Here is a 19,333-nt window from a genome sequence, read left to right on the forward strand (position 1 = left end):
CATCGACCGGTTTCCGCCCGCGATGTGCCCGGAAGTTGGGCCCGGGACTACCCCCGCTGGTCGTAGTGCAGCTCGTGCCGGTGGCTGCCCTTGATGAGGATCGACACCTCGACCGGTCTGGCGTCGACCGATCGGATCACCCGTAGCTGGCGGAGCACCGGTACGTACGGCGGCAGGTCAAGCGCTTCGACCTCCTCCGTCGTGGGCATCCGCGCGCAAACCCGGTCCCGCGTCTGCCGCTGCGGGTACCCCAGATCCGCCAGCACCCGCGGGGCACCACCCGGGATCTTGCGCCGCTCGGCGAGCTCCGTACCGCTGGCGATGGCCGCCGGGTAGTACGACCAGGACAGCTCGACCGGCTCGTCACCACACATGAGCAGCCGATGCCGTAGGACCGCTCGTTCGCCCGCACCGATCCCCAGTTCCCGCGCCACCTCGGCTGGCGGCACCACCTCTGCCACCGAGCGGAGCCGGTAGGCGTACCCGTCGGAGGTGGGAGCGAGGTAAGCCGACGCCGCCACCACCAGCGGTCGCCTCGGTCGGACGTAGACGCCCTTACCCACCTCGCTGTAAACAGAGCCCTCCGCATTCAGCGCACCGAGGGCACGCTGGACTGTCGCGGTGGCAGCGGAGTACTGCTGCACGAGCGTCGGGATCGACGGCAGCGCTGACCCCGGCGGGCAACTCGCCGGACATGATGCGGGATCGCAAGTCTGCCGCGACCTGCTCATGACGGGGACGGCTGTCGGATCCACTCGCCATGTCCGCTGCTCCGCTCCGTCAGTCAATCGCCAGCTCGTACCGGAGGCACCGTCCATCTGGCTCGAGAGCTGCGCGTCGATATCCTCCCGTACCTGCTTGGGACGATAGCCCACCTCAGCGAGAAGTCGGACGGCCTCGCACGGTTGGCGGGCGCGGTCAGCGTTCCAGGATGGCCGTTACGCCCTGCCCGCCCGCGGCGCAGATCGAGATGAGCCCTCGGCCGCCGCCGCGCTCGTCGAGCAGCTTGGCCAGGGTCGCCACGATCCGGCCGCCGGTCGCGGCGAACGGGTGCCCGGCGGCCAGCGACGAACCGTTGACGTTGATCCGCTCCGGGTCGATCGCTCCGAGCGGGGCGTCCAGGCCGAGTCGGTCCTGGCAGAACTCCGGCGACTCCCAGGCGGCCAGGGTGGCCAGCACCTGCGCGGCGAACGCCTCGTGGATCTCGTAGAAGTCGAAGTCCTGGAGCGTCAGCCCGGCACGGGCCAGCAGCTGGGGCACCGCGTACGCGGGGGCCATCAGCAGCCCCTCCTCGCCGGGTACGAAGTCCACGGCGGCCGTCTGTGACCAGGTGAACCACGCCTGCACCGGCAGGTTGTGCGCCTGCGCCCACTCTTCACTGGCGAGCAGCACGGTCGACGCGCCGTCGGTCAGCGGCGACGAGTTGCCGGCGGTCATGGTGGCCTGCTCGGCGTCCGGGCCCTTCGTGCCGAAGACCGGGCGGAGGCTGCCGAGCTTCTCCAGGCTGGTGTCGGGCCGCAGGTTCTGGTCCCGGGTGAGCCCGAGGTACGGCGTCATCAGGTCGTCGAAGAACCCCCGCTCGTACGCGGCGGCCAGCCGGTGGTGCGACCGCAACGCCAGCTCGTCCTGCGCCTGCCGGTCGACCTGCCAACGCAGGGCGGTACGGGCGGCGTGCTCGCCCATGGACAGGCCGGTGCGGGGCTCGGCGTTGCGGGGAAGCTCCGGCCGGAACGGATGTGAGGGGCGCAGCCGGCTGGCGGTCCGCACCCGCTCCCCGAGGGTCCGGGCACTGTTCAACTTGAGCAGTGTGCGCCGCATCTGCTCGTTCACGGCGAGCGGCGCGTCCGAGGTGGTGTCGACGCCACCGGCGATACCGACCTCGAGCTGCCCCAGAGCGATCTTGTTGGCGACCAGGATGGCGGCCTCCAGGCCGGTGCCGCAGGCCTGCTGGATGTCGTAGGCGGGGGTGTGCGGGTCGAGCTTCGAGCCGAGCACCACCTCGCGGGTCAGGTTGAAGTCCCGGGAGTGCTTCAGCACGGCGCCCGCGACCACCTCGCCGACCCGCTGGCCGGCCAGGCCGTAACGGGCGACCAGCCCGTCGAGGGCCGCGCCGAGCAGGTCCGCGTTGGACGCCTCGGCGTATCGCGAGTTGGAGCGGGCAAAGGGGATGCGGTTGCCGCCGATGACCGCGACCCGCCGGATGTTCTGCACGTTTCCCGCCTCCTCTGGGGTTGCTCTCAACCTACTCGCCAGTAGGCTACGCCTATGACCGACAGGTACGCGAGCTTCGTCCAATCAGGGGTCGGCCGGGGGCTGGTCAAGCGCCTCGGGCTGCCCGACCCGCCCCAACTTCGCCGGTACCGGAGCGGTGACCCCCTCATCCCCGGATCCGTCCTGCTCGGTGCCGCCGCCGGTGGCCGGCTCGCCGGCAGCATCGGCAAACTCCTGACCGCCGCCGGAGTCGAACTCCGCGACCCGGCCGATATCGCTCCCGGGGCCCGGCTCGGCGCCCTCGTCTACGACGCCACCGGCATCACCGACTCGACCGCGCTGCGCCAGCTCTACGACTGTCTCCACCCGCATGCCCGCTCGGTGCTGCCCAGCGGTCGGGTGATCGTACTTGGTACCCCGCCCGCCGAATGCTCCACGCCTCGGGAGGCCACCGCGCAGCGGGCGCTCGAAGGGTTGACCCGCAGCATCGGCAAGGAGTTCGGCCGGGGTGTCACCGCCCAGCTGGTCTATGTGACCGACGCCGCCGACCCCGGCACCGCGACCAGCCTCGAGGCCACACTCCGCTTCCTGCTCTCCGGGCGCTCCGCGTACGTCTCCGGTCAGATGATCCGGGTCGGTGCCGGGCAGGCCGCGCTCCCGGCGGACTGGGACCGCCCGCTGGACGGCCAGGTGGTGCTGGTCACCGGTGCGGCGCGGGGGATCGGCGCGGCGCTGGCCCGGGTCCTGGCCCGAGACGGCGCCGAGGTGGTCGCCCTGGACATCCCGGCCGCCGGTGACGAGCTGGCCAAGGTGGCCAACGACATCGGCGCCACCGCCGTGCAGCTCGACCTCACCGCCCCGGACGCCCCGGCCCGGCTGGCCGATCACCTCTCCGCCCGGCACGGCCGGGTTGACGTGGTGGTACACAACGCGGGCATCACCCGGGACCGGACCCTCGGCCGGATGGATGTTGACCGGTGGGACCAGGTGATCGATGTCAACCTCTCAAGCCAGGAGCGGATCAACGATCTCCTGCTGGAACGCGAGTTGATCCCGGCCGGGGGTCGGATCGTCGCGGTCTCCTCGATCGCCGGGATCGCCGGCAACCGGGGACAGACCAACTACGCCACCAGCAAGGCCGGCGTGATCGGTCTGGTCGAGTCGCTCGCCCCGGTCCTGGCCGAACGCGGCATCAGCGTCAACGCGGTCGCCCCCGGGTTCATCGAGACCCGACTGACCGCCCGGATCCCGCTGGTGCTGCGCGAGGCCGGCCGGCGGATGAACAGCCTCGCCCAGGGCGGCCTGCCGGTGGATGTCGCCGAGACGATCAGCTGGCTGGCCTGGCCGGCCAGCGGCGCGGTCAGCGGCAACGTGGTCCGGGTCTGCGGCCAGAGCCTGCTGGGGGCGTGATGGGAGGTCCGCAGGAGCCGTCCGACGCCGGGCAGACCACCCGGTCCCGCGTTCAGCTGGCAGCGCTGCCGGCGGTCGGGGCGCTCTACCGACGGGCACTGCTCGGCGCGCTGCCCGGGACCGGGTCCCGGCGGGCCGAGCAGCCCCCGGCGGTCGAGTTGGGGGTGGCCGGAATCGCCGTCGACCGGGGGCGTCTCGCCGACTACGACCGGGTCTGTGGATTCCGGCTCACCGACCGACTGCCGGCGACGTTCCCGCACGTCCTGGGTTTCCCACTGGCGCTGCGCCTGATGACCGCGCCAGACTTCCCGATCCCGCTCGCCGGCGTGGTCCACGTCGGCAACCGGATCACCGTCCACCGCCCGATCGACGCCGCCGAGACGCTCGACTTCGTCGCGTACGCGACGAACCTGCGCCCGCACGACCGGGGCCGGCAGATCGACGTGGTTCTGGTGGGTGCCGTCGGCGGGGCGGAGGTCTGGCGTGGTGTCTCCACCTACCTGGGCCGGGAACAGACCTCCGGCGGTGGCGAACGAGCCAACCGGGGTGACCAGCCCCCGGCACCGCGCGCCGGGGCACACTGGCGCGTCGGGCGCCAGCTCGGGCCCGCCTACGCCCGGGTCTCCGGCGACCACAACCCGATCCACACCTCTTGGCTCGGCGCGCGGCTCTTCGGCTTCCGGCGCCCGATCGCGCACGGTATGTGGAGCAAGGCCCGCTGCCTGGCCGCGCTGGAGCCACGGCTGCCGGATGCGTACACCGTTGACGTGGCGTTCAAGCTGCCGGTGCCGCTGCCCGGCACCGTCGCCTTCGGCAGCACCTCGGCGGGCGACTTCGCGCTGCGCGACCTGCGGGGCCGCCCCCACCTCCTCGGCACGCTCCGGGAGCAGTGAGGGCGCCCTCATCCTTCCTTTTGTAGCAGAAGAGCCCCCTTTCCATACCGGCACCCCGAGCATGAGGAGATGGAGTCCGCGCTCGACCTGCTGCGGCAGCTGATCACCTCACCCGTGGTGTATCTGCTGCTGTTCGCGCTCACCGCGGTCGACGCGGTCGTCCCGATGGTGCCGGCCGAGACGGCGGTGATCACCGCAGCGGTGCTGGTCAGCGGCGACGTACCGGAGCTGGCGGGGATCTGGGCCGTCGCCGCCCTCGGCGCACTGGCCGGCGACCACGCCTCGTACGTGATCGGACGGGGCGGCGGCGCACGGCGGCTGGCGAGATTGCCGGCGCAGAGTCGGCGGAGAGCCAGTTCGGAGTGGGCCCGACGGGCGTTGTATCGCCGGGGCGGATTTGTCCTCACCACCGCCCGCTACCTCCCCGGCGGACGAACGGCGGTGACCCTCACGATGGGCGCGGTGCGCTATCCACTGCGGTCGTTCCTGCTCTTTGACGCGATCGGCGCGGGGAGTTGGGCGTTGTACAGCGTGCTGCTGGGCCACTTCGGCGGGCTGGCGTTCCAGCAGGAGCCGCTGCTTGGCGTGCTCGCCGGCCTGACCCTGTCGGTCGCGGTGACCGGCCTGCTGGAGTTGACCCGGCGGCTACGCCGGCGCTCGCGCCGCCGGGCCGCCGCCCGTCAGTGATCAAGTACGCCACCCCTTCGGTGACCGAGACCGCCGCCCGTCGGTGACCAGGGCTGCCGCCACGTCGGTGCCGACCGCGACCCGGAGGGCGCGTCAGGAGGGGGCTTCTCCCCGCCGGTTGGGCGGGCGCCAGGTGGTCCCGGCGAGCAGTTGGGCAGCGCCGACCCACGCGACGTTCATCATCCGGGTCGCGGTCTGCTCCGGGTCCGCCTCCGGGTGATCGACCAGCCAGTCGGCGACTGACTCGGTCGCGCCGACCAGGGCGTACGCGACGACCTCCAGCTCGGTCTCGGTCACCTCGCGCCCCTCGCTGCGCAGGGTGTGTTCGAGCATCCCGGCGACGACCTCGACGATCCGTAGCCGCAGGGCGGTGAGCTCGCCGGCGAATGGCTGCTCGCCCCGGGCCTGCCGGTAAAGCACCGCCCAGCCGTCGCGGTGCGCGCCGACGAAGCCGAGGAAAGCTTGCAGACTCCGCCAGAGCCGCTCGTCGGCTGACAGGTCGGGGGCGACGACGTCGGCGATGGCCTGCATCATCCGGGTGCCCTCGCGGTGCAGGCAGGCGACGAAGAGCTCCTCCTTGGTGCCCAGATACGCGTAGACCATCGGTTTGGAGATGCCGGCGTCGTCGGCGATCTCATCCATGCTGGCCCCGTGGTAGCCCCGCCGGGAGAAGACCTTTACTGCGGCATCGAGCATCTGTTGCTCGCGGACGGCTCGGGGCAGACGGCGGAAGGTGGGGGTACTGGACACCCTTGCGAGCATACCTACTCGTGCGTAGGGTTACGCGCGAGTAGTCAATTTCCGGAAGGTGCGCCCCATGACTGACTTCGACCCGGCCAAGTTCGCCAACGTCGGCCCCAAGGAGTTCGCGCAGCTGGTCAAGTCCACCCCCGACGGCAAGATCGCCGAGGTGATGTCGGGCGACCTCCGCGGCAAGGTCCTCGACGAGGTCTTCGGCCGGATGCCGCAGCTGTTCCGCGCCGACCGGGCGGGCTCGACCAACACGGTCATCCACTGGAACATCACCGGCGGTCCCGGCGGCAGCACCGACACCTACGAGGTGGTCATCGCCGACGGCGCCTGCACCGTCAACCAGACCTCCCAGCACGACCCGAAGCTGAGCCTCACCCTGGGCCCGGTGGAGTTCCTCAAGACCGTCTCCGGTGGCGCCAACCCGGTCATGATGTTCATGAGCGGCAAGTTGAAGGCCAAGGGCGATCTGGGGTTGGCCGCCAACATCGCGAACCTCTTCGACATTCCCAAGGCCTGACAGTGGCCGAGTTCTCGCTCGATCTGACCGAGGAGCAGCGGGACCTTCGTGACTGGGTGCACGGCTTCGCCAGCGAGGTCGTCCGCCCAGCTGCGGCCGAGTGGGACGCGCGGGAGGAGACCCCGTGGCCGATCATCCAGGAAGCGGCCAAGGTCGGCCTCTACGGCTTCGAGTTCCTCGCGACCTGCTGGGGCGACCCCAGCGGCCTCTCCCTGCCGATCGCCTGTGAGGAACTCTTCTGGGGCGACTCCGGCATCGGCCTGAGCATCTTCGGCACCGGCCTCGCCGTGGCCGCCATCTACGGCACCGGCACCCCGGAGCAGCTGATGGAGTGGGTGCCGCAGTGCTTCGGCGACCTCGACTCCCCCGCCGTGGCGGCGTTCTGCACCAGCGAACCCGAGGCGGGCTCCGATGTCGGCGCGATGCGCACCCGCGCGGTCTACGACGAGGCCACCGACGAGTGGATACTCAACGGCCAGAAGTCGTACGCGACCAACGGCGGAATCGCCGGCGTGCACGTGGTCACCGCCTCGGTCGACCCGGAGCTCGGCTCCCGCGGGCAGGCGGCGTTCGTCGTACCGCCGGGCACCCCCGGGCTCGCCGCGACCCGCAAGCTCCGCAAGCTGGGCCTACGCGCGTCAAACACCGCCGATGTCTTCCTCGACGACGTCCGGGTACCCGGCCGCTGCCTGCTCGGCGGCAAGGACGCGCTGGACGAACGGCTCGCCCGGGCCCGCTCCGGACGGCGGGCCTCCTCCCAGGCGGCGATGCGTACGTTCGAGCTCTCCCGGCCGACCGTCGGCGCGCAGGCGATCGGGGTGGCCCGGGCCGCCTACGAGTACGCACTGGACTACGCGAAGGAACGGGTCCAGTTCGGGCGACCGATCATCGAGAACCAGGCGGTGGCCTTCGCGCTGGCCGACATGAAGATGGAGATCGACGCCGCCCGGCTGCTGGTCTGGCGCGCCTCCTGGATGGGGCGCAACAACCGGGCCTTCACCGCCGGCGAGGGCTCGATGTCCAAGCTGAAGGCCAGCGAGGTCGCGGTCAGCGCGACCGAGAAGGCCGTGCAGTTGCTCGGCGGTGCCGGCTTCCTCCGCGACCACCCGGTCGAGCGGTGGTACCGAGACGCCAAGATCTACACCATCTTCGAAGGCACCTCCGAGATCCAGCGGCTCGTCGTCGCCCGCGCCATCTCCGGCGTCCAGATCCGCTGACCCGCGGCGGGCTCTCCGGCCACCCCACGGGCCCGGATTGCTCCCCGGCCGTATCCGGGCCCGGATAACCCCGGCCGTACCCGGACCCGGATACTCCCGGCCGTACCCGGGCCCGGAAGCTGCCGGGCCCGGGTACGGCCACCCGGCGCGCCGCGCTCGAGGGTGACCGCGATCCGAGTTCCCCACGACGGCTGTTCGCCGTCGCCGCCGATCGGATCCGCCAGCACTGCGATCCGCCGCTGCCAGTCCCCGCTGACTGGCTAGGATGATCTTCGCAATGACTCGGACCGAACACCGACGCCGGACACCGTTGCTGCTGGTCGAGGCGGCGACGCTGCTCTCTGCCACCGGCAACGGCGTGGCCGTCGTGGCACTACCCTGGCTGGTCCTGGAACGCACCGGCAGCGCCACCGCGGCCGGTGTGGTGGCCGCCGCCAGCGGACTACCGCTCCTGCTGTCCAGCCTCTTCTCCGGCACGGTCGTTGACCTGCTCGGGCGTCGCCGGACCGCACTGGTCTCCGACGCCCTCTCCGCCGTCTCAGTCGCCGCTATCCCGCTCGTCGACGCCCTGTTCGGGCTGAACCTCGGCTGGATCGTCGCGCTGGCCGTCCTCGGCGCGGTCTTCGACCCGGCCGCGATGACCGCCCGGGAGACGCTGCTGCCCGCCGCCGCACAGGCCGCCGGCTGGCGGATCGAACGGGCGAACGGCGTACACGAAGCGATCTTCGGGCTGGCCTTCCTGATCGGCCCCGGAGTCGGCGGCCTACTCATCGCCACGGTCGGCCCAGAGGCGACATTCTGGGTCACCGCCGGCGGCTTCGCGCTGTCGGTTCTCCTGGTCGCGGCCGTCCGGCTGCCCGGCGCCGGCCGTCCCGAACGCCCACCCAGCGGCCTGTGGCGGGGCACGCTGGAAGGGCTGGGCTTCGTCTGGCGGGACCCACTGCTGCGCACCCTCTCCCTGGTCACGATGGTGCTGGTCGCGCTCTACCTGCCGGTCGAGGGGGTGCTGCTGCCCGCCTGGTTCGTCGCCGAAGGGGAACCGGCCCGCCTCGGTACCGTCCTGATGGCGATGAGCGCCGGAGCCGTGGCAGGTGCGCTGGGCTCGTCGGCGGCCGGTCGGTTCATCCGCCGCCGCTCCCTGATGGCCGCCGCCCTCGTGATCACCGGCCTGGCCCTGCTCGGGCTCGCGTTCCTGCCGCCGTACCCGGGAATGCTCGCCTTCGCCGGCCTGGTCGGGCTCGCCTACGGACCGGTCAACCCGCTGGCCAACTACGCCATGCAGACCCGCACCCCGGAGCGACTCCGCGGCCGGGTGGTCGGGGTGATGACCTCATTCGCGTACGCCGCCGGGCCCGCCGGTTACCTGCTGGCCGGCCCGCTGGTGGAGTGGCTGGGCCTCGCCACCGCGTTCCTGGTGCTCGCCGGTGCGCTCCTGGTGGCCGTGCTGGTCGCCGCGCCGCTACCGGTGTTGGCGGCGTTGGACGACCCGCCCCGGTATCCGCCCGCCCCGCCCGGTGGAACGACGGGGCGGAGCGAGGGGCCGGTGCCGCTCGGGGAGCAGTGGTTGCCCGCCGCGCACCGCGACCCGCCAGCCTCCCGATGAGGCGGCGGCCCGTTGACGGCGGTCAGCCGGGAATGGTGATCCGGCCGGCCACCGCCGCGGCGGCGATGTCGGTGCGATGGTGCGAGCCGGCCAGCTCGACGCCGCGGACCAACTCGTAGGCGGCGTCGCGCGCAGCGGCCAGATCGGAGCCGGTGGCCGTGCAGCAGAGGACCCGGCCACCCGCGGAGAGCAGCGCGCCGTCGGCAGCCCGACGCACCGTGCCCGCGTGGATGATGCCCGAGACCTCCGCCCCGTGGATCACGTCGCCCGTGCGCGGCTTCGCCGGGTATCCCTCGGCGGCCACCACGACGGTGACCGCCGCGCCCGCACGCCACCGCAGCGGCGGGTGCGCGGCCAGCTCACCGGTGGCGGCGGCGTGCAGCAGCCCGGCGAGCGGTGTCTCCAACAGGGCCAGCACCGCCTGCGTCTCCGGGTCGCCGAAGCGGGCGTTGAACTCGATCACCCGAGGGCCGGTGGTGGTGATCGCCAGGCCCACGTAGAGCAGCCCGGCGAACGGCGTGCCGCGCCGACGCAGCTCGGCCAGGGTCGGGTGGACGATGTCGCGCATCACCTCGTCGACCAGGCCGGGCGGCGCCCACGGCAGCGGTGCGTACGCCCCCATGCCGCCGGTGTTCGGACCGGTGTCGTCGTCCCCGACCCGCTTGAAATCCTGCGCCGGCAGCAGGGGAACGGCCGTCTCGCCGTCGGTGACGACGAAGAGCGAGACCTCGGGGCCGGCGAGATACTCCTCGATCACGACCTGGCCGCACGCCCGCGCGTGCTCCTCGGCCACCGGGCGGTCCTCGGTGACCACGACTCCCTTACCGGCGGCGAGGCCGTCGTTCTTGACCACGTACGGCGCGCCGAAGTCGTCCAGCGCGCGACCGACGCTCTCGGCGTCGGCGCAGCTGTACGCGCGGGCGGTCGGCACTCCGGCGGCGGTCATCACGTCCTTCGCGAACGCCTTCGACCCCTCCAGGCGCGCCGCCGCCGCGGACGGCCCGAAGGCGGGGATGCCCTTGGCTCGTACGGCGTCGGCAACCCCGGCGACCAGCGGCGTCTCCGGCCCCACGACCACCAGGTCCGCACTGCACTCGACCGCGAGCGCCGCCACCGCGGCCGGATCGGTGAAGACCACGTCCCGCATCCCCGCGACCGTGCCGATCCCCGGGTTCCCCGGCGCGGCGAAAAGCACCTCGACCGAGGGATCGGCCACCAACCCGAGCGCGAGGGCATGCTCCCGCCCACCGCTACCAATCAGAAGTACCCGCACGGGGATGATCCTACGGCCCCCACTCGCAGCCCGCTCGGTCCTGGGGTGGGGACGGGCGGCGGGGAACTCAGGGCAGCAGCGGGTGGTAGACGACGTTCTCCTCCCGGCCGGGGCCGACGCCGACCACGCTGACCCGAGTGCGGCAGAGCTCCTCGATCCGGGCGATGTAACGGCGGGCGGCGGCGGGCAGCTCCGCCTCGGTCCGCGCCGTGGTGATCTCCTCCCACCAGCCGTCGAGCTCCTCATAGATCGGAGTCGCGTGGTGGAAGTCCGTCTGCGTCATCGGCATCTCGTCGAAGCGCTTGCCATTGATCTCGTACCCGACGCAGATCGGCACCTTCGGCAGGCCGGTCAGCACGTCGAGCTTCGTGACGACCAGGTCGGTGACCCCGTTGAGTCGGCACGCGTACCGGGCGACGACCGCGTCGAACCAGCCGCACCGTCGTTCCCGACCGGTCGTGGTGCCGTACTCGTGGCCGATCTTGCGCAGGTGCTGGCCGTTGTCGTCGTGCAGCTCCGTCGGGAACGGTCCGGCGCCGACCCGGGTGGCGTACGCCTTGCTGACCGCGATCACCTTCGTGATGGCGGTCGGCGGAACTCCCGCTCCGACACAGGCCCCACCTGCAGTCGGGTTCGAGGAGGTCACGAAGGGGTAGGTGCCGTGGTCCATGTCGAGCATGGTCGCCTGGGCGCCTTCCAGCAGCACGGTCTCGCCGCGGTCCAGCGCCTCCCAGAGCATCGCCCGGGTCTCGGCGATGTACGGGCGGAGCCGCTCGGCGTAGCCCAGGTACTCCTCGACGGTCGCCTCGACGTCGATCGCCTTACGGTTGTACACCTTGAACAGCATCTGGTTCTTCTCGCGTAGCGCGAGTTCCAGCTTCTTGCGGAGAATTCCCGGGTCGAGTAGGTCCTGCACCCGGATCCCCATCCGGGCGACCTTGTCCCCGTACGCCGGGCCGATGCCCCGGCCGGTGGTGCCGATCCGGGACGACCCCAGGTACCGCTCGACCACCCGGTCCAACGCCCGGTGGTGCGGCATGATCAGGTGGGCGTCGCCGGAGATCCGCAGCCGGGAGACGTCCACACCGCGCTCGGCGAGCCCGTCGATCTCGTCCAGCAGCACCTTCGGGTCGACCACCACACCGTTCCCGATGACAATCTTCGCGTTCGGCGAGAGCGCACCCGAGGGCATCAGGTGCAGCGCATACTTCTGCCCGTCCGGAGTGATGACCGTGTGGCCGGCGTTGTTGCCGCCGGAGTAGCGCACCACGTGGTCAACCCGCTCCCCCAGCAGGTCGGTAACCTTGCCCTTGCCCTCGTCGCCCCACTGGGCCCCGAGAAGCACGATCGCTGGCATCTTCTTCAGCCTCCAGAAGGCTCGGGTGCCAGGCGGCGACCGGTCGGCGAGCCCGGGGTGTCAGGCTAACAAGAAGTGACAGCGCGGCCGGCAGGGGTTCGCGCGTAGAGGCAGGAGGCTGCGACCCGTGTACGACGTGGTGCTGCTCACGCTCGGCTCGGAACGGGACGCACCGGGCACCTGCGGCAGCGACGGTGCCTGCTGTGGCGACACCAACATGGCCAACGGTGACACCGACAAGTCCAACGACGGGCCCTCGACCGACCGCTGCGAGACCCCTCGCGTACCGGTGCTGGCCTGCGCGGACGCGCTCACCGCCCGGGGGGCTCGGGTCGACCTGGTGACCGCCAGGTCCGAGCGGGAAATCGACGAGGTGCTGTGCCGCCTCGATGGCCCGCCCCGACCCGACGGCCTCGGCTGGCCCGACCCGGATTCCCGCACCCGACTGATTGTCGGCACCGCCAGTGACGCACAGTTGCGCACCGTCCTACGTCGCCTCGTCCGGCGGTACGCCCCGCCGCCGAGCCGCCGCCCGACGGATCTGCCGGTCAACCGGACGGTACCGGACCTGCCGCCGGTCGGCGTGCTGCCGCTCGACCCGGCCCGCGGCGGCGGCCAACCTCGAGATCTGGCAGCACAGCTCGGGCTGCCCCGCGACCCGGTGGCGGTGGCGGCGGCGGTGTTGGAGGGCGCGCCCCGCCGGCTCGACCTGCTGCGCAACGACGCCGGCTCGGTCACGCTGGACGGCGCACTGCTCGGCGCGGCCGACGAGGGGGGCCAGCCGCTGCACTGGCGAGGCCGGGTCGAGGTCGATGACACGCTCCTCTCCGCCGGTGACGACCCGCTGCTGGCCTGCGCCATCGGCAACGCCGGTGGGTACGCCCAGCTCGCCGACGTGACCCTGCTCGCCGCCCCCGACCCGGGCGACGGTCTGGTCGAGGTCGCGGTGGCCGTCCCGGTCCTCACCTCGTCCCGGTGGGGTCGCCGCCGGGTCCGCCTGGAGGTTCGTCGCGCCCGTGGTCGGGCGGTGGCCGTGGTACCCCGGGAGGGGGCGGTCCCGTTCCTTGACGACGGCGCCGAGGGCGAACTGAAGCGGAAGCGATCCTGGTGGACCGAGCCGGGTGCGTGGGCGGTCTGGTCTCCCCGGACCGCCCACCGGTAGGCCACTCGGGCCATTCCCCGAGGCATATCCTCAGCAGGAGGCATGGGGAGGAGCCATGGTGGACGAGAACGTCGACCGGTCGTACACGTCCGGCCAGCAGCCGGAGCGGGACATCGAACCCTTGTGGTCGGCGGCCGAGGCCGAACCGGCGTCCTGGTCGCCCGCGCCGGGACCGGATGACCAGATTCAGCCGCCGTCCGACGGGACACCGGTCCCCGCCGGGTGGACGAGCGCTCCTTCCGACGCAGCGCGCGCCTGGGCACCGATCCCCGACCGTGATCCACGCAGCGTGGTAGCCGACGCTCCCCCGGCGCCCCACGCCCCCAACCTGGCACCGACTCCCGGCGTCAATCTCCACCAACCGTTCAGCCTTGACCCGACCGGCCCGGCACCCGGGACATCGACCGGAGGTAGACCGACCGCCGAGGCGTCGACGGAGAGCGGGCCCGCCGACGACAGAGCTGGCTGGGATGGCCGCGGCGGCACCTCGACCGAGTCGCCGTGGGTGGCGCCACCGCAACGCCCAGCACCGGAGGACGCCGTCAGCGGCCCCGGTGCTGCCAGCAACGACCTGGGCGGGTTGGGCCCCGCTCCGTCCACCCCCCACGGCCCGACCGCTCCCCCTGGCCCGACCGCTCCCCCTGGCCCGGCCACTCCGCACGGCCCGGCCACTCCGCACGGCCCGGAGCCTGGCGTGCCGCCCGGCCAATCGGCCACGGGCAGGGCAACCATCCCGACGCCCTACCCAACCGCCGGCCCACCACCGGCAGGACCACCAACCACAGAACTGCCAACGGCCGGACCGGCTGCGGGTCCCTACCCACCACCAACGCACGGCGGGCCCGTACCGCCGACGGCCGGATGGACGTCAACGGGGCAGACGCCACCAACTGCCGAGGACTTCGCCCGGCGCCGACAGTTACGCCCGGCGGATCCGATGGCCACCATGGGCGTTCGGGCGATGGCCAACAGAATGGGGCTCCGCCTCCCGCCCGGCCGCCAGGAGCAGGAGATGCGCCGCGACGTGGAGATGGTCCGCCGCAACTTTGGCGGGCTGCGACAGGTGACCGTGGTCAACCCGAAGGGCGGCGCCGGCAAGACGGTGGCGATCCTGCTGCTCGCCATGACCTTCGGTCAGAAGCGTGGCGGCTACGTCCTGGCCTGGGACAACAACGAGACGCAGGGCACCCTGGGCATGCGCGCCCAGCAGGACTTCCACGCCCGTACGGTGCGCGACCTGCTGCGCGACCTGAATCAGTTTCACGGCTCCCACGGGCGGGTCGGGGACCTGTCGCAGTACGTGCGGGCTCAGGGCGAGGGGATGTTCGACGTCCTCGCGTCGGACGAGTCGGCCACCGGCGGGGGGATGCTCACCGCTACGGCATTCGCGGAGATCCGTGAGGTGGTCAGCCGCTTCTACAAGCTGATCTTCGTGGATACCGGCAACAACGTGCGGGCGCAGAACTGGCAGGCCGCGATCGACGCCACCGACCAGCTGGTGGTGACCATGTCGGCCCGAAACGACTCAGCGGAGACCGCCGCCCGGATGCTCGACCATCTGGAGCAGAGCGGCCGGCAACGACTGGTGCGACAGGCGGTGACCGTCGTATCGATGCCGCCGTCCCGGAAAGAAATCGACCTGCCGGCGATCCAGGCGCACTTCGCAGCTCGGACCCGGGCAGTGCTTCTGGCCCCGTACGAGCGGCTCATCGACTCCGGCGAGCCGCTCCGGTACGCGGCGCTCTCGTCGGCCGCCCGGGACGCCTGGCTCAAGATCGCAGCAGCGGTGGCCGAGGGGCTTTGATCCACCGAGACAGGCCGGTACGCCGGGCTAGCCACGGCCAGCCCGGCGTCGGTCGTCCAAGGAGAGGTCAGTCGCTCGCTAGCGCGTCCGCCGCGGCCGGGTCGCAGTCGCGGAGGAACTGAGCACAGCGGGCCGCCTCATCGGCCTCGCCGATGGCGTCGGCCGCCCGGGACAGCACCCAGAGGCAGCGCAGGAAGCCCTGGTTCGGCTCATGCGACCACGGCACCGGACCGTGTCCCTTCCAACCGCTTCGGCGTAGCTGATCCAGGCCCCGGTGGTAACCGGTGCGGGCGTATGCGTACGCCTGGACCACCTGGTCCGCCGCGAACGCGCGGACCGCGAGCGCGGCCCAGGCCGCACTGAACGTGGGGAAACGTGCCGCCACCGCGGCGAAATCCTCGTCGGCGCCGCTCTGCTCAGCGGCGGCGATGGCGCTGTCGGCCTCATCGTGCGCGGGCAGGAGGGTGGCCGGTGGCTCCGGCAACAGGTTCTGCATCGCCCTATTCAACCCGCTACCCCCGTCGACCCGCGAGCGGGTCGACTGACCCCGCCGCAGCACACCGCCCGCGCGCGCCCCCACCGCCGTCCGCCGGCCGCGCTGCTGGTCACCGGCTCCGGGTCCGATACTGCCCGGGCATCCGCCGAATGCACCTAAGAGCGACGGCCGGCCCCCGGTGCGGGAGCCGGCCGTCAACCACGGCGATCAGATCACTTCATCCGGGTGCCGGTGGAACGCAGGTCCTCGCAGGCCTCGACGATGCGGGCGGCCATTCCGGCCTCGGCGGCCTTGCCCCAGACCCGCGGGTCGTACTTCTTCTTGTTGCCGACCTCACCGTCGACCTTCAGCACCCCGTCGTAGTTGCTGAACATGTGGTCCGCGACGGGACGGGTGAAGCAGTACTGGGTGTCGGTGTCGATGTTCATCTTCACCACCCCGTAGTCCAGCGACTCGCGGATCTCCGACAGCAGCGAACCGGAGCCGCCGTGGAAGACCAGGCTCAGCGGCTTGTCCTTGCCGTACTTGGCTCCGACCGCCGCCTGGATCTGGTTGAGCACCTCGGGACGAAGCTTGACGTTGCCCGGCTTGTAGACGCCGTGCACGTTGCCGAAGGTCAGCGCCGCCATGTAGCGGCCCTTCTCCCCCAGGCCAAGCGCCTCAACCATGGCCAGACCGTCGTCAACGGTGGTGTAGAGCTTCTCGTTGATGGCGTTCTCGACGCCGTCCTCCTCGCCGCCGACCACGCCGACCTCGATCTCGAGGACGATCTTGGCCTTGGCAGCCTCGCCGAGAAGCTGCTCGGCGATGGTGAGGTTCTCCGCTACCGGCACCGCCGAGCCGTCCCACATGTGCGACTGGAAGAGCGGCTCCTGGCCGGCCCGCACCCGCTCCTGCGAGATGGTCAGCAACGGCCGGACGAACTTGTCCAGCTTGTCCTTCGGGCAGTGGTCGGTGTGCAGGGCGATGTTGACCGGGTACTTCTTGGCGACCTCGTGCGCGTACGCGGCGAAGGCCACCGCGCCGGTGACCATGTCCTTCACGGAGGGGCCGGAGAGGTACTCGGCGCCACCGGTGGAGACCTGGATGATGCCGTCACTCTCCGCGTCGGCGAAACCCTTCAACGCCGCGTTGAGGGTCTGCGAGGAGGTCACGTTGATCGCGGGGTAGGCGAACCGGCCTTCCTTGGCACGGTCCAGCATCTCCGCGTAGGCCTCGGGGGAAGCGATAGGCATGTCGAACGCTCCTTACTTAACGCTCTCGGCCGTCGCCGGCCGCTGTTGTCCATGGGTGCGCCGGACCGCGCTGTCCACCGCCGGCAGTATCCCGCAGTTGATTACGGTCGGCACCACCGGCCCGGGCGCGCCCGGTCCCGGTGCCCCTGGTTCGACCCGGCCCAGCGACGCTGATCAGAAGTCCGGACCGCCCGTTCGCACCCCGGCGGAGGCCACGCCCCCATCGTGGCACCGGGGCGCCACGCCGGGGAGGCATTCCCGTTTCCGAACGGATCGGCATGGTCCACGCCACCCCCGACGCGGAGCGTGACCAACCCGTACGGTGTGGGTAGCTGTCCGTAACGAGATCCCGGGAGGGACCATGGGCCTACCCGACGAGGACTTCGCCCCGAGCGAGCACCTCACGCCGGACGAGCGGGACCCGGAGGCCGAGCCGGCGGACGCGGTCGAGCAGGCCACGGCGGTTCTCCCGGGCGAGGTGGAAGTCGAGCCGCACCGCGGTCTGGAGGTCAGCGGCTGGGACGCGGTGGAGCAGGCCCGCGTCGTCGGGGGAGATGAGGACGACTACCGCTGAGCGGGCGACCGACGGGCCGGGGTGATACGGCCGGAACGGCCGCCGGGTGAGAGCCTGCCGATCACCGGTGACTCCACCTGCGGGTGGCCGGCCTCGGCGGCCTGCTACTCGCCATCGGTACGGCCGGCTTCCTGGTCACCCGGCGGCGTGGGTGCAGCTGTGACGTCAGGCACCGGACGGACCGGGCTGCCACCTAGACTACGGACATTCCCGTCGCCGCTGGCGACATCCACCGCCCGGCAGCCCACGGAGGTCACCGCGTGCCGACGCCCACCACTACCCTGGCTCTCGGGCCGGACTGGCTCGATCCCGAGGTGCTGATCTCGACCTTCGGCCTGCTCGGCATCCTGGTGATCGTCTTTGCCGAGTCGGGGCTACTGATCGGCTTCTTCCTGCCCGGTGACTCGCTGCTCTTCACCGCCGGCCTGCTCACCGCCGACGGGAAGTACATCACCTGGCCGCTCTGGCTGGTCTGCCTGCTCATCACGCTGTCGGCCATCGCCGGTGACCAGGTGGGGTACGCCTTCGGACGCAAGGTCGGGCCGGCGCTGTTCCGGCGACCCAATTCGAAACTGTTCAAGCAGGAAAACCTGCTGAAGTCGCACGAGTTCTTCGAGAAGTATGGGGCCCGCTCGGTGGTGCTGGCCCGCTTCGTACCGATCGTCCGAACGTTCACCCCGATCGTGGCCGGGGTCAGCCGGATGAACTACCGCACGTTCGTCATCTACAACGTGATCGGCGCGATCCTCTGGGGTACCGGCGTGACGGTGCTCGGCTACTTCCTCGGCCAGATCCCGTTCGTGAAGGCGAACATCGAGCTGATCCTGATCGCGATCGTGGGTCTCTCGGTGGTCCCGATCGTGGTCGAGTTGTTGCGCGCCCGGCTGGCGGCGAGGCGCGGCACCACCGCGGCGGAGCGGGCCGCAGCCGAGGAGGCGATCCGGGAAACCCGGGAGCACTACGGCAAGCACTGACCCCGGCCGGGGCGCGGCACCGAGCGGCCGTGCCCCGGGACACCCAGGGTGGGCACGCTCGCAGCCGAGTCGCCCGCCGACGGCGAGCCGTCGGTCGCAACCCCGCCAACCCGGCCGTCCGACGCCACCCCGGTCGGAGGGCGTCGGACGAACGGTACGGTCAGCGCGCCTTCTTGCCGGCGCGCTTACGCGGCGGCGTCAGAAGGTCGGCGATGGTCGCGATCGCGGTCGGCACCAGCCGGTAGTACGCCCAGACCCCACGCTTCTCCCGCTCCAGCAGGCCAGCCTCGGTGAGGATGCGCAGGTGATGGCTGACCGTCGGCTGGGAGAGGCCGAGGGGCGCGGTGAGATCACACACGCACGCTTCGCCCTCCGGAGCCGACTGGATCAGGCTCAGCAGCCGCAGTCGGGCGGGGTCGGCAAGGGCCTTGAGGACCCCGGCCAGCCGCTCCGCGTCTGCTCGTTCGATTGGCTCGCCGGCAAGCGGCGAGATCTGAGGCATTGTCATTTCCGCCAACGCAGTTCCCACGTATTCCATCCTTCCACCAGCAGCATTGACTCGCCTGCATATCGGCGAATCCAAATCGGCAGACTTTTACGCCACAAGGCCGAGGTCAGCCAACGTATAGGCCGCCCGGTACGGCAGTCCGGCGGCTCGCACCGCGGCGCCGGCACCTCGATCAACAATAACCGCTACCCCCACCACCTCGGCCCCGGCCTCACGTAGGGCCTCGACAGCAGTCAACACGCTCTGGCCCGTGGTGGAGGTGTCTTCCACCGCGAGCACTCGGCGCCCAGCCACATCGGGCCCCTCGATCCGGCGCTGCAGCCCGTGTGCCTTGCCCGCCTTACGGACTACGAAGGCATCCAGCGGGCGATCGGTACCAGCGGTGGCGTGCAGCATCGACAGCGCGATCGGGTCGGCGCCGAGGGTGAGCCCACCCACCGCGTCGTACGCCCAGTCGGCAGTCAATTCCCGCAGCACCCGGCCCACCAACGGTGCAGCCTCGTGATGCAGCGTTACGCGCCGCAGGTCCACATACCAGTCCGCCGCACGTCCCGAGGAGAGCACCACTCGACCATGGACCACTGCCAGGTCGGTGATGAATTTACGCAGGTCGTCGTGGTCCCCCATGGCGAAGAGGGTACTGCTCGATGCTGGGAGCT

General features: G+C 71.4%; 18 protein-coding genes and 2 pseudogenes. 11 read left to right on the forward strand and 9 right to left on the reverse strand.

The window, feature by feature from the left end:
- Positions 1–47 precede the first annotated feature (47 nt).
- Positions 48–762, reverse strand: a pseudogene (locus K228_RS0109585) (GntR family transcriptional regulator).
- A 156-nt stretch (positions 763–918) separates the two neighbouring features.
- Complete coding sequence (locus K228_RS0109590; RefSeq protein ID WP_025618248.1) at positions 919–2,211, reverse strand: acetyl-CoA C-acetyltransferase; 1,293 nt, start codon at positions 2,209–2,211, stop codon at positions 919–921.
- 54 nt (positions 2,212–2,265) lie between these two features.
- On the opposite strand from K228_RS0109590, the gene K228_RS0109595 reads away from it, so the two are divergent.
- The 3 genes from K228_RS0109595 to K228_RS0109605 all read left to right on the forward strand — a co-directional run bounded on the left by K228_RS0109595 (position 2,266) and on the right by K228_RS0109605 (position 5,201).
- On the forward strand, positions 2,266–3,621 hold the full coding sequence (locus K228_RS0109595) for a 3-oxoacyl-ACP reductase (protein ID WP_025618249.1): 1,356 nt from the start codon (positions 2,266–2,268) through the stop codon (positions 3,619–3,621).
- Positions 3,621–4,514: a MaoC/PaaZ C-terminal domain-containing protein gene (locus K228_RS0109600; RefSeq protein WP_025618250.1), complete on the forward strand. Its 894-nt coding sequence runs from the start codon at positions 3,621–3,623 to the stop codon at positions 4,512–4,514. The genes K228_RS0109595 and K228_RS0109600 overlap by 1 nt, the downstream gene beginning before the upstream one ends.
- Before the next feature lie 69 nt (positions 4,515–4,583).
- Entirely contained in the window at positions 4,584–5,201 is a 618-nt protein-coding gene (locus K228_RS0109605) for a DedA family protein (RefSeq protein ID WP_025618251.1), read from the forward strand.
- 93 nt (positions 5,202–5,294) lie between these two features.
- Here K228_RS0109605 and K228_RS0109610 read toward each other — a convergent pair whose 3' ends face one another.
- A complete protein-coding gene (locus tag K228_RS0109610; RefSeq protein WP_245603438.1) occupies positions 5,295–5,951 on the reverse strand; it encodes a TetR/AcrR family transcriptional regulator in 657 nt (218 codons plus the stop codon).
- A gap of 67 nt (positions 5,952–6,018) precedes the next feature.
- Here K228_RS0109610 and K228_RS0109615 point away from each other — a divergent pair, with 67 nt between their 5' ends.
- From K228_RS0109615 to K228_RS0109625, 3 genes are all read left to right on the forward strand, one after another.
- Entirely contained in the window at positions 6,019–6,471 is a 453-nt protein-coding gene (locus K228_RS0109615; protein WP_025618253.1) for an SCP2 sterol-binding domain-containing protein, read from the forward strand.
- A gap of 2 nt (positions 6,472–6,473) precedes the next feature.
- Positions 6,474–7,688 (forward strand): acyl-CoA dehydrogenase family protein, encoded by a 1,215-nt coding sequence (locus K228_RS0109620; protein WP_025618254.1) that lies wholly within the window; start codon positions 6,474–6,476, stop codon positions 7,686–7,688.
- Between the two features lie 265 nt (positions 7,689–7,953).
- Positions 7,954–9,291, forward strand: coding sequence for an MFS transporter (locus K228_RS0109625; protein WP_025618255.1), 1,338 nt, complete (start codon positions 7,954–7,956; stop codon positions 9,289–9,291).
- A 22-nt stretch (positions 9,292–9,313) separates the two neighbouring features.
- Here K228_RS0109625 and purD read toward each other — a convergent pair whose 3' ends face one another.
- Together purD and K228_RS0109635 are read right to left on the reverse strand one after the other, a co-directional pair.
- A complete protein-coding gene (gene purD, locus K228_RS0109630; protein WP_025618256.1) occupies positions 9,314–10,564 on the reverse strand; it encodes a phosphoribosylamine--glycine ligase in 1,251 nt (416 codons plus the stop codon).
- A 67-nt stretch (positions 10,565–10,631) separates the two neighbouring features.
- Positions 10,632–11,921: an adenylosuccinate synthase gene (locus K228_RS0109635; protein WP_018822460.1), complete on the reverse strand. Its 1,290-nt coding sequence runs from the start codon at positions 11,919–11,921 to the stop codon at positions 10,632–10,634.
- A 127-nt stretch (positions 11,922–12,048) separates the two neighbouring features.
- Here K228_RS0109635 and K228_RS0109640 point away from each other — a divergent pair, with 127 nt between their 5' ends.
- A complete protein-coding gene (locus tag K228_RS0109640; RefSeq protein ID WP_025618257.1) occupies positions 12,049–13,083 on the forward strand; it encodes a hypothetical protein in 1,035 nt (344 codons plus the stop codon).
- 55 nt (positions 13,084–13,138) lie between these two features.
- Positions 13,139–14,887 (forward strand): MinD/ParA family ATP-binding protein, encoded by a 1,749-nt coding sequence (locus K228_RS26400; RefSeq protein WP_025618258.1) that lies wholly within the window; start codon positions 13,139–13,141, stop codon positions 14,885–14,887.
- Between the two features lie 67 nt (positions 14,888–14,954).
- Here K228_RS26400 and K228_RS0109650 read toward each other — a convergent pair whose 3' ends face one another.
- Both K228_RS0109650 and fbaA read right to left on the reverse strand, forming a co-directional pair.
- The gene (locus K228_RS0109650) at positions 14,955–15,383 is read right to left on the reverse strand and encodes a DUF3151 domain-containing protein (RefSeq protein ID WP_018254810.1); all 429 of its coding nucleotides are present in this window, start codon (positions 15,381–15,383) and stop codon (positions 14,955–14,957) included.
- A gap of 212 nt (positions 15,384–15,595) precedes the next feature.
- Positions 15,596–16,618 carry a class II fructose-bisphosphate aldolase gene (gene fbaA / locus K228_RS0109655; protein WP_025618259.1) on the reverse strand — a complete coding sequence of 341 codons (1,023 nt, stop codon included), beginning with the start codon at positions 16,616–16,618 and terminating at the stop codon, positions 15,596–15,598.
- Positions 16,619–16,979: 361 nt separating this feature from the next.
- Here fbaA and K228_RS0109660 point away from each other — a divergent pair, with 361 nt between their 5' ends.
- The 3 genes and pseudogenes from K228_RS0109660 to K228_RS0109670 all read left to right on the forward strand — a co-directional run bounded on the left by K228_RS0109660 (position 16,980) and on the right by K228_RS0109670 (position 18,166).
- A complete protein-coding gene (locus tag K228_RS0109660; RefSeq protein WP_025618260.1) occupies positions 16,980–17,192 on the forward strand; it encodes a hypothetical protein in 213 nt (70 codons plus the stop codon).
- A 51-nt stretch (positions 17,193–17,243) separates the two neighbouring features.
- Positions 17,244–17,389: pseudogene (locus K228_RS30375) on the forward strand (LPXTG cell wall anchor domain-containing protein); the annotation flags it as partial.
- Between the two features lie 63 nt (positions 17,390–17,452).
- On the forward strand, positions 17,453–18,166 hold the full coding sequence (locus tag K228_RS0109670) for a DedA family protein (RefSeq protein WP_025618261.1): 714 nt from the start codon (positions 17,453–17,455) through the stop codon (positions 18,164–18,166).
- 160 nt (positions 18,167–18,326) lie between these two features.
- Here K228_RS0109670 and K228_RS0109675 read toward each other — a convergent pair whose 3' ends face one another.
- Both K228_RS0109675 and pyrE read right to left on the reverse strand, forming a co-directional pair.
- On the reverse strand, positions 18,327–18,704 hold the full coding sequence (locus tag K228_RS0109675; protein WP_025618262.1) for an ArsR/SmtB family transcription factor: 378 nt from the start codon (positions 18,702–18,704) through the stop codon (positions 18,327–18,329).
- A 57-nt stretch (positions 18,705–18,761) separates the two neighbouring features.
- The gene (gene pyrE, locus K228_RS0109680; RefSeq protein WP_018217902.1) at positions 18,762–19,301 is read right to left on the reverse strand and encodes an orotate phosphoribosyltransferase; all 540 of its coding nucleotides are present in this window, start codon (positions 19,299–19,301) and stop codon (positions 18,762–18,764) included.
- Between the last annotated feature and the right edge of the window lie 32 nt (positions 19,302–19,333).

Origin of the sequence: Salinispora cortesiana (assembly GCF_000484695.1) — a bacterium.
GTDB lineage: Bacteria > Actinomycetota > Actinomycetes > Mycobacteriales > Micromonosporaceae > Micromonospora > Micromonospora cortesiana.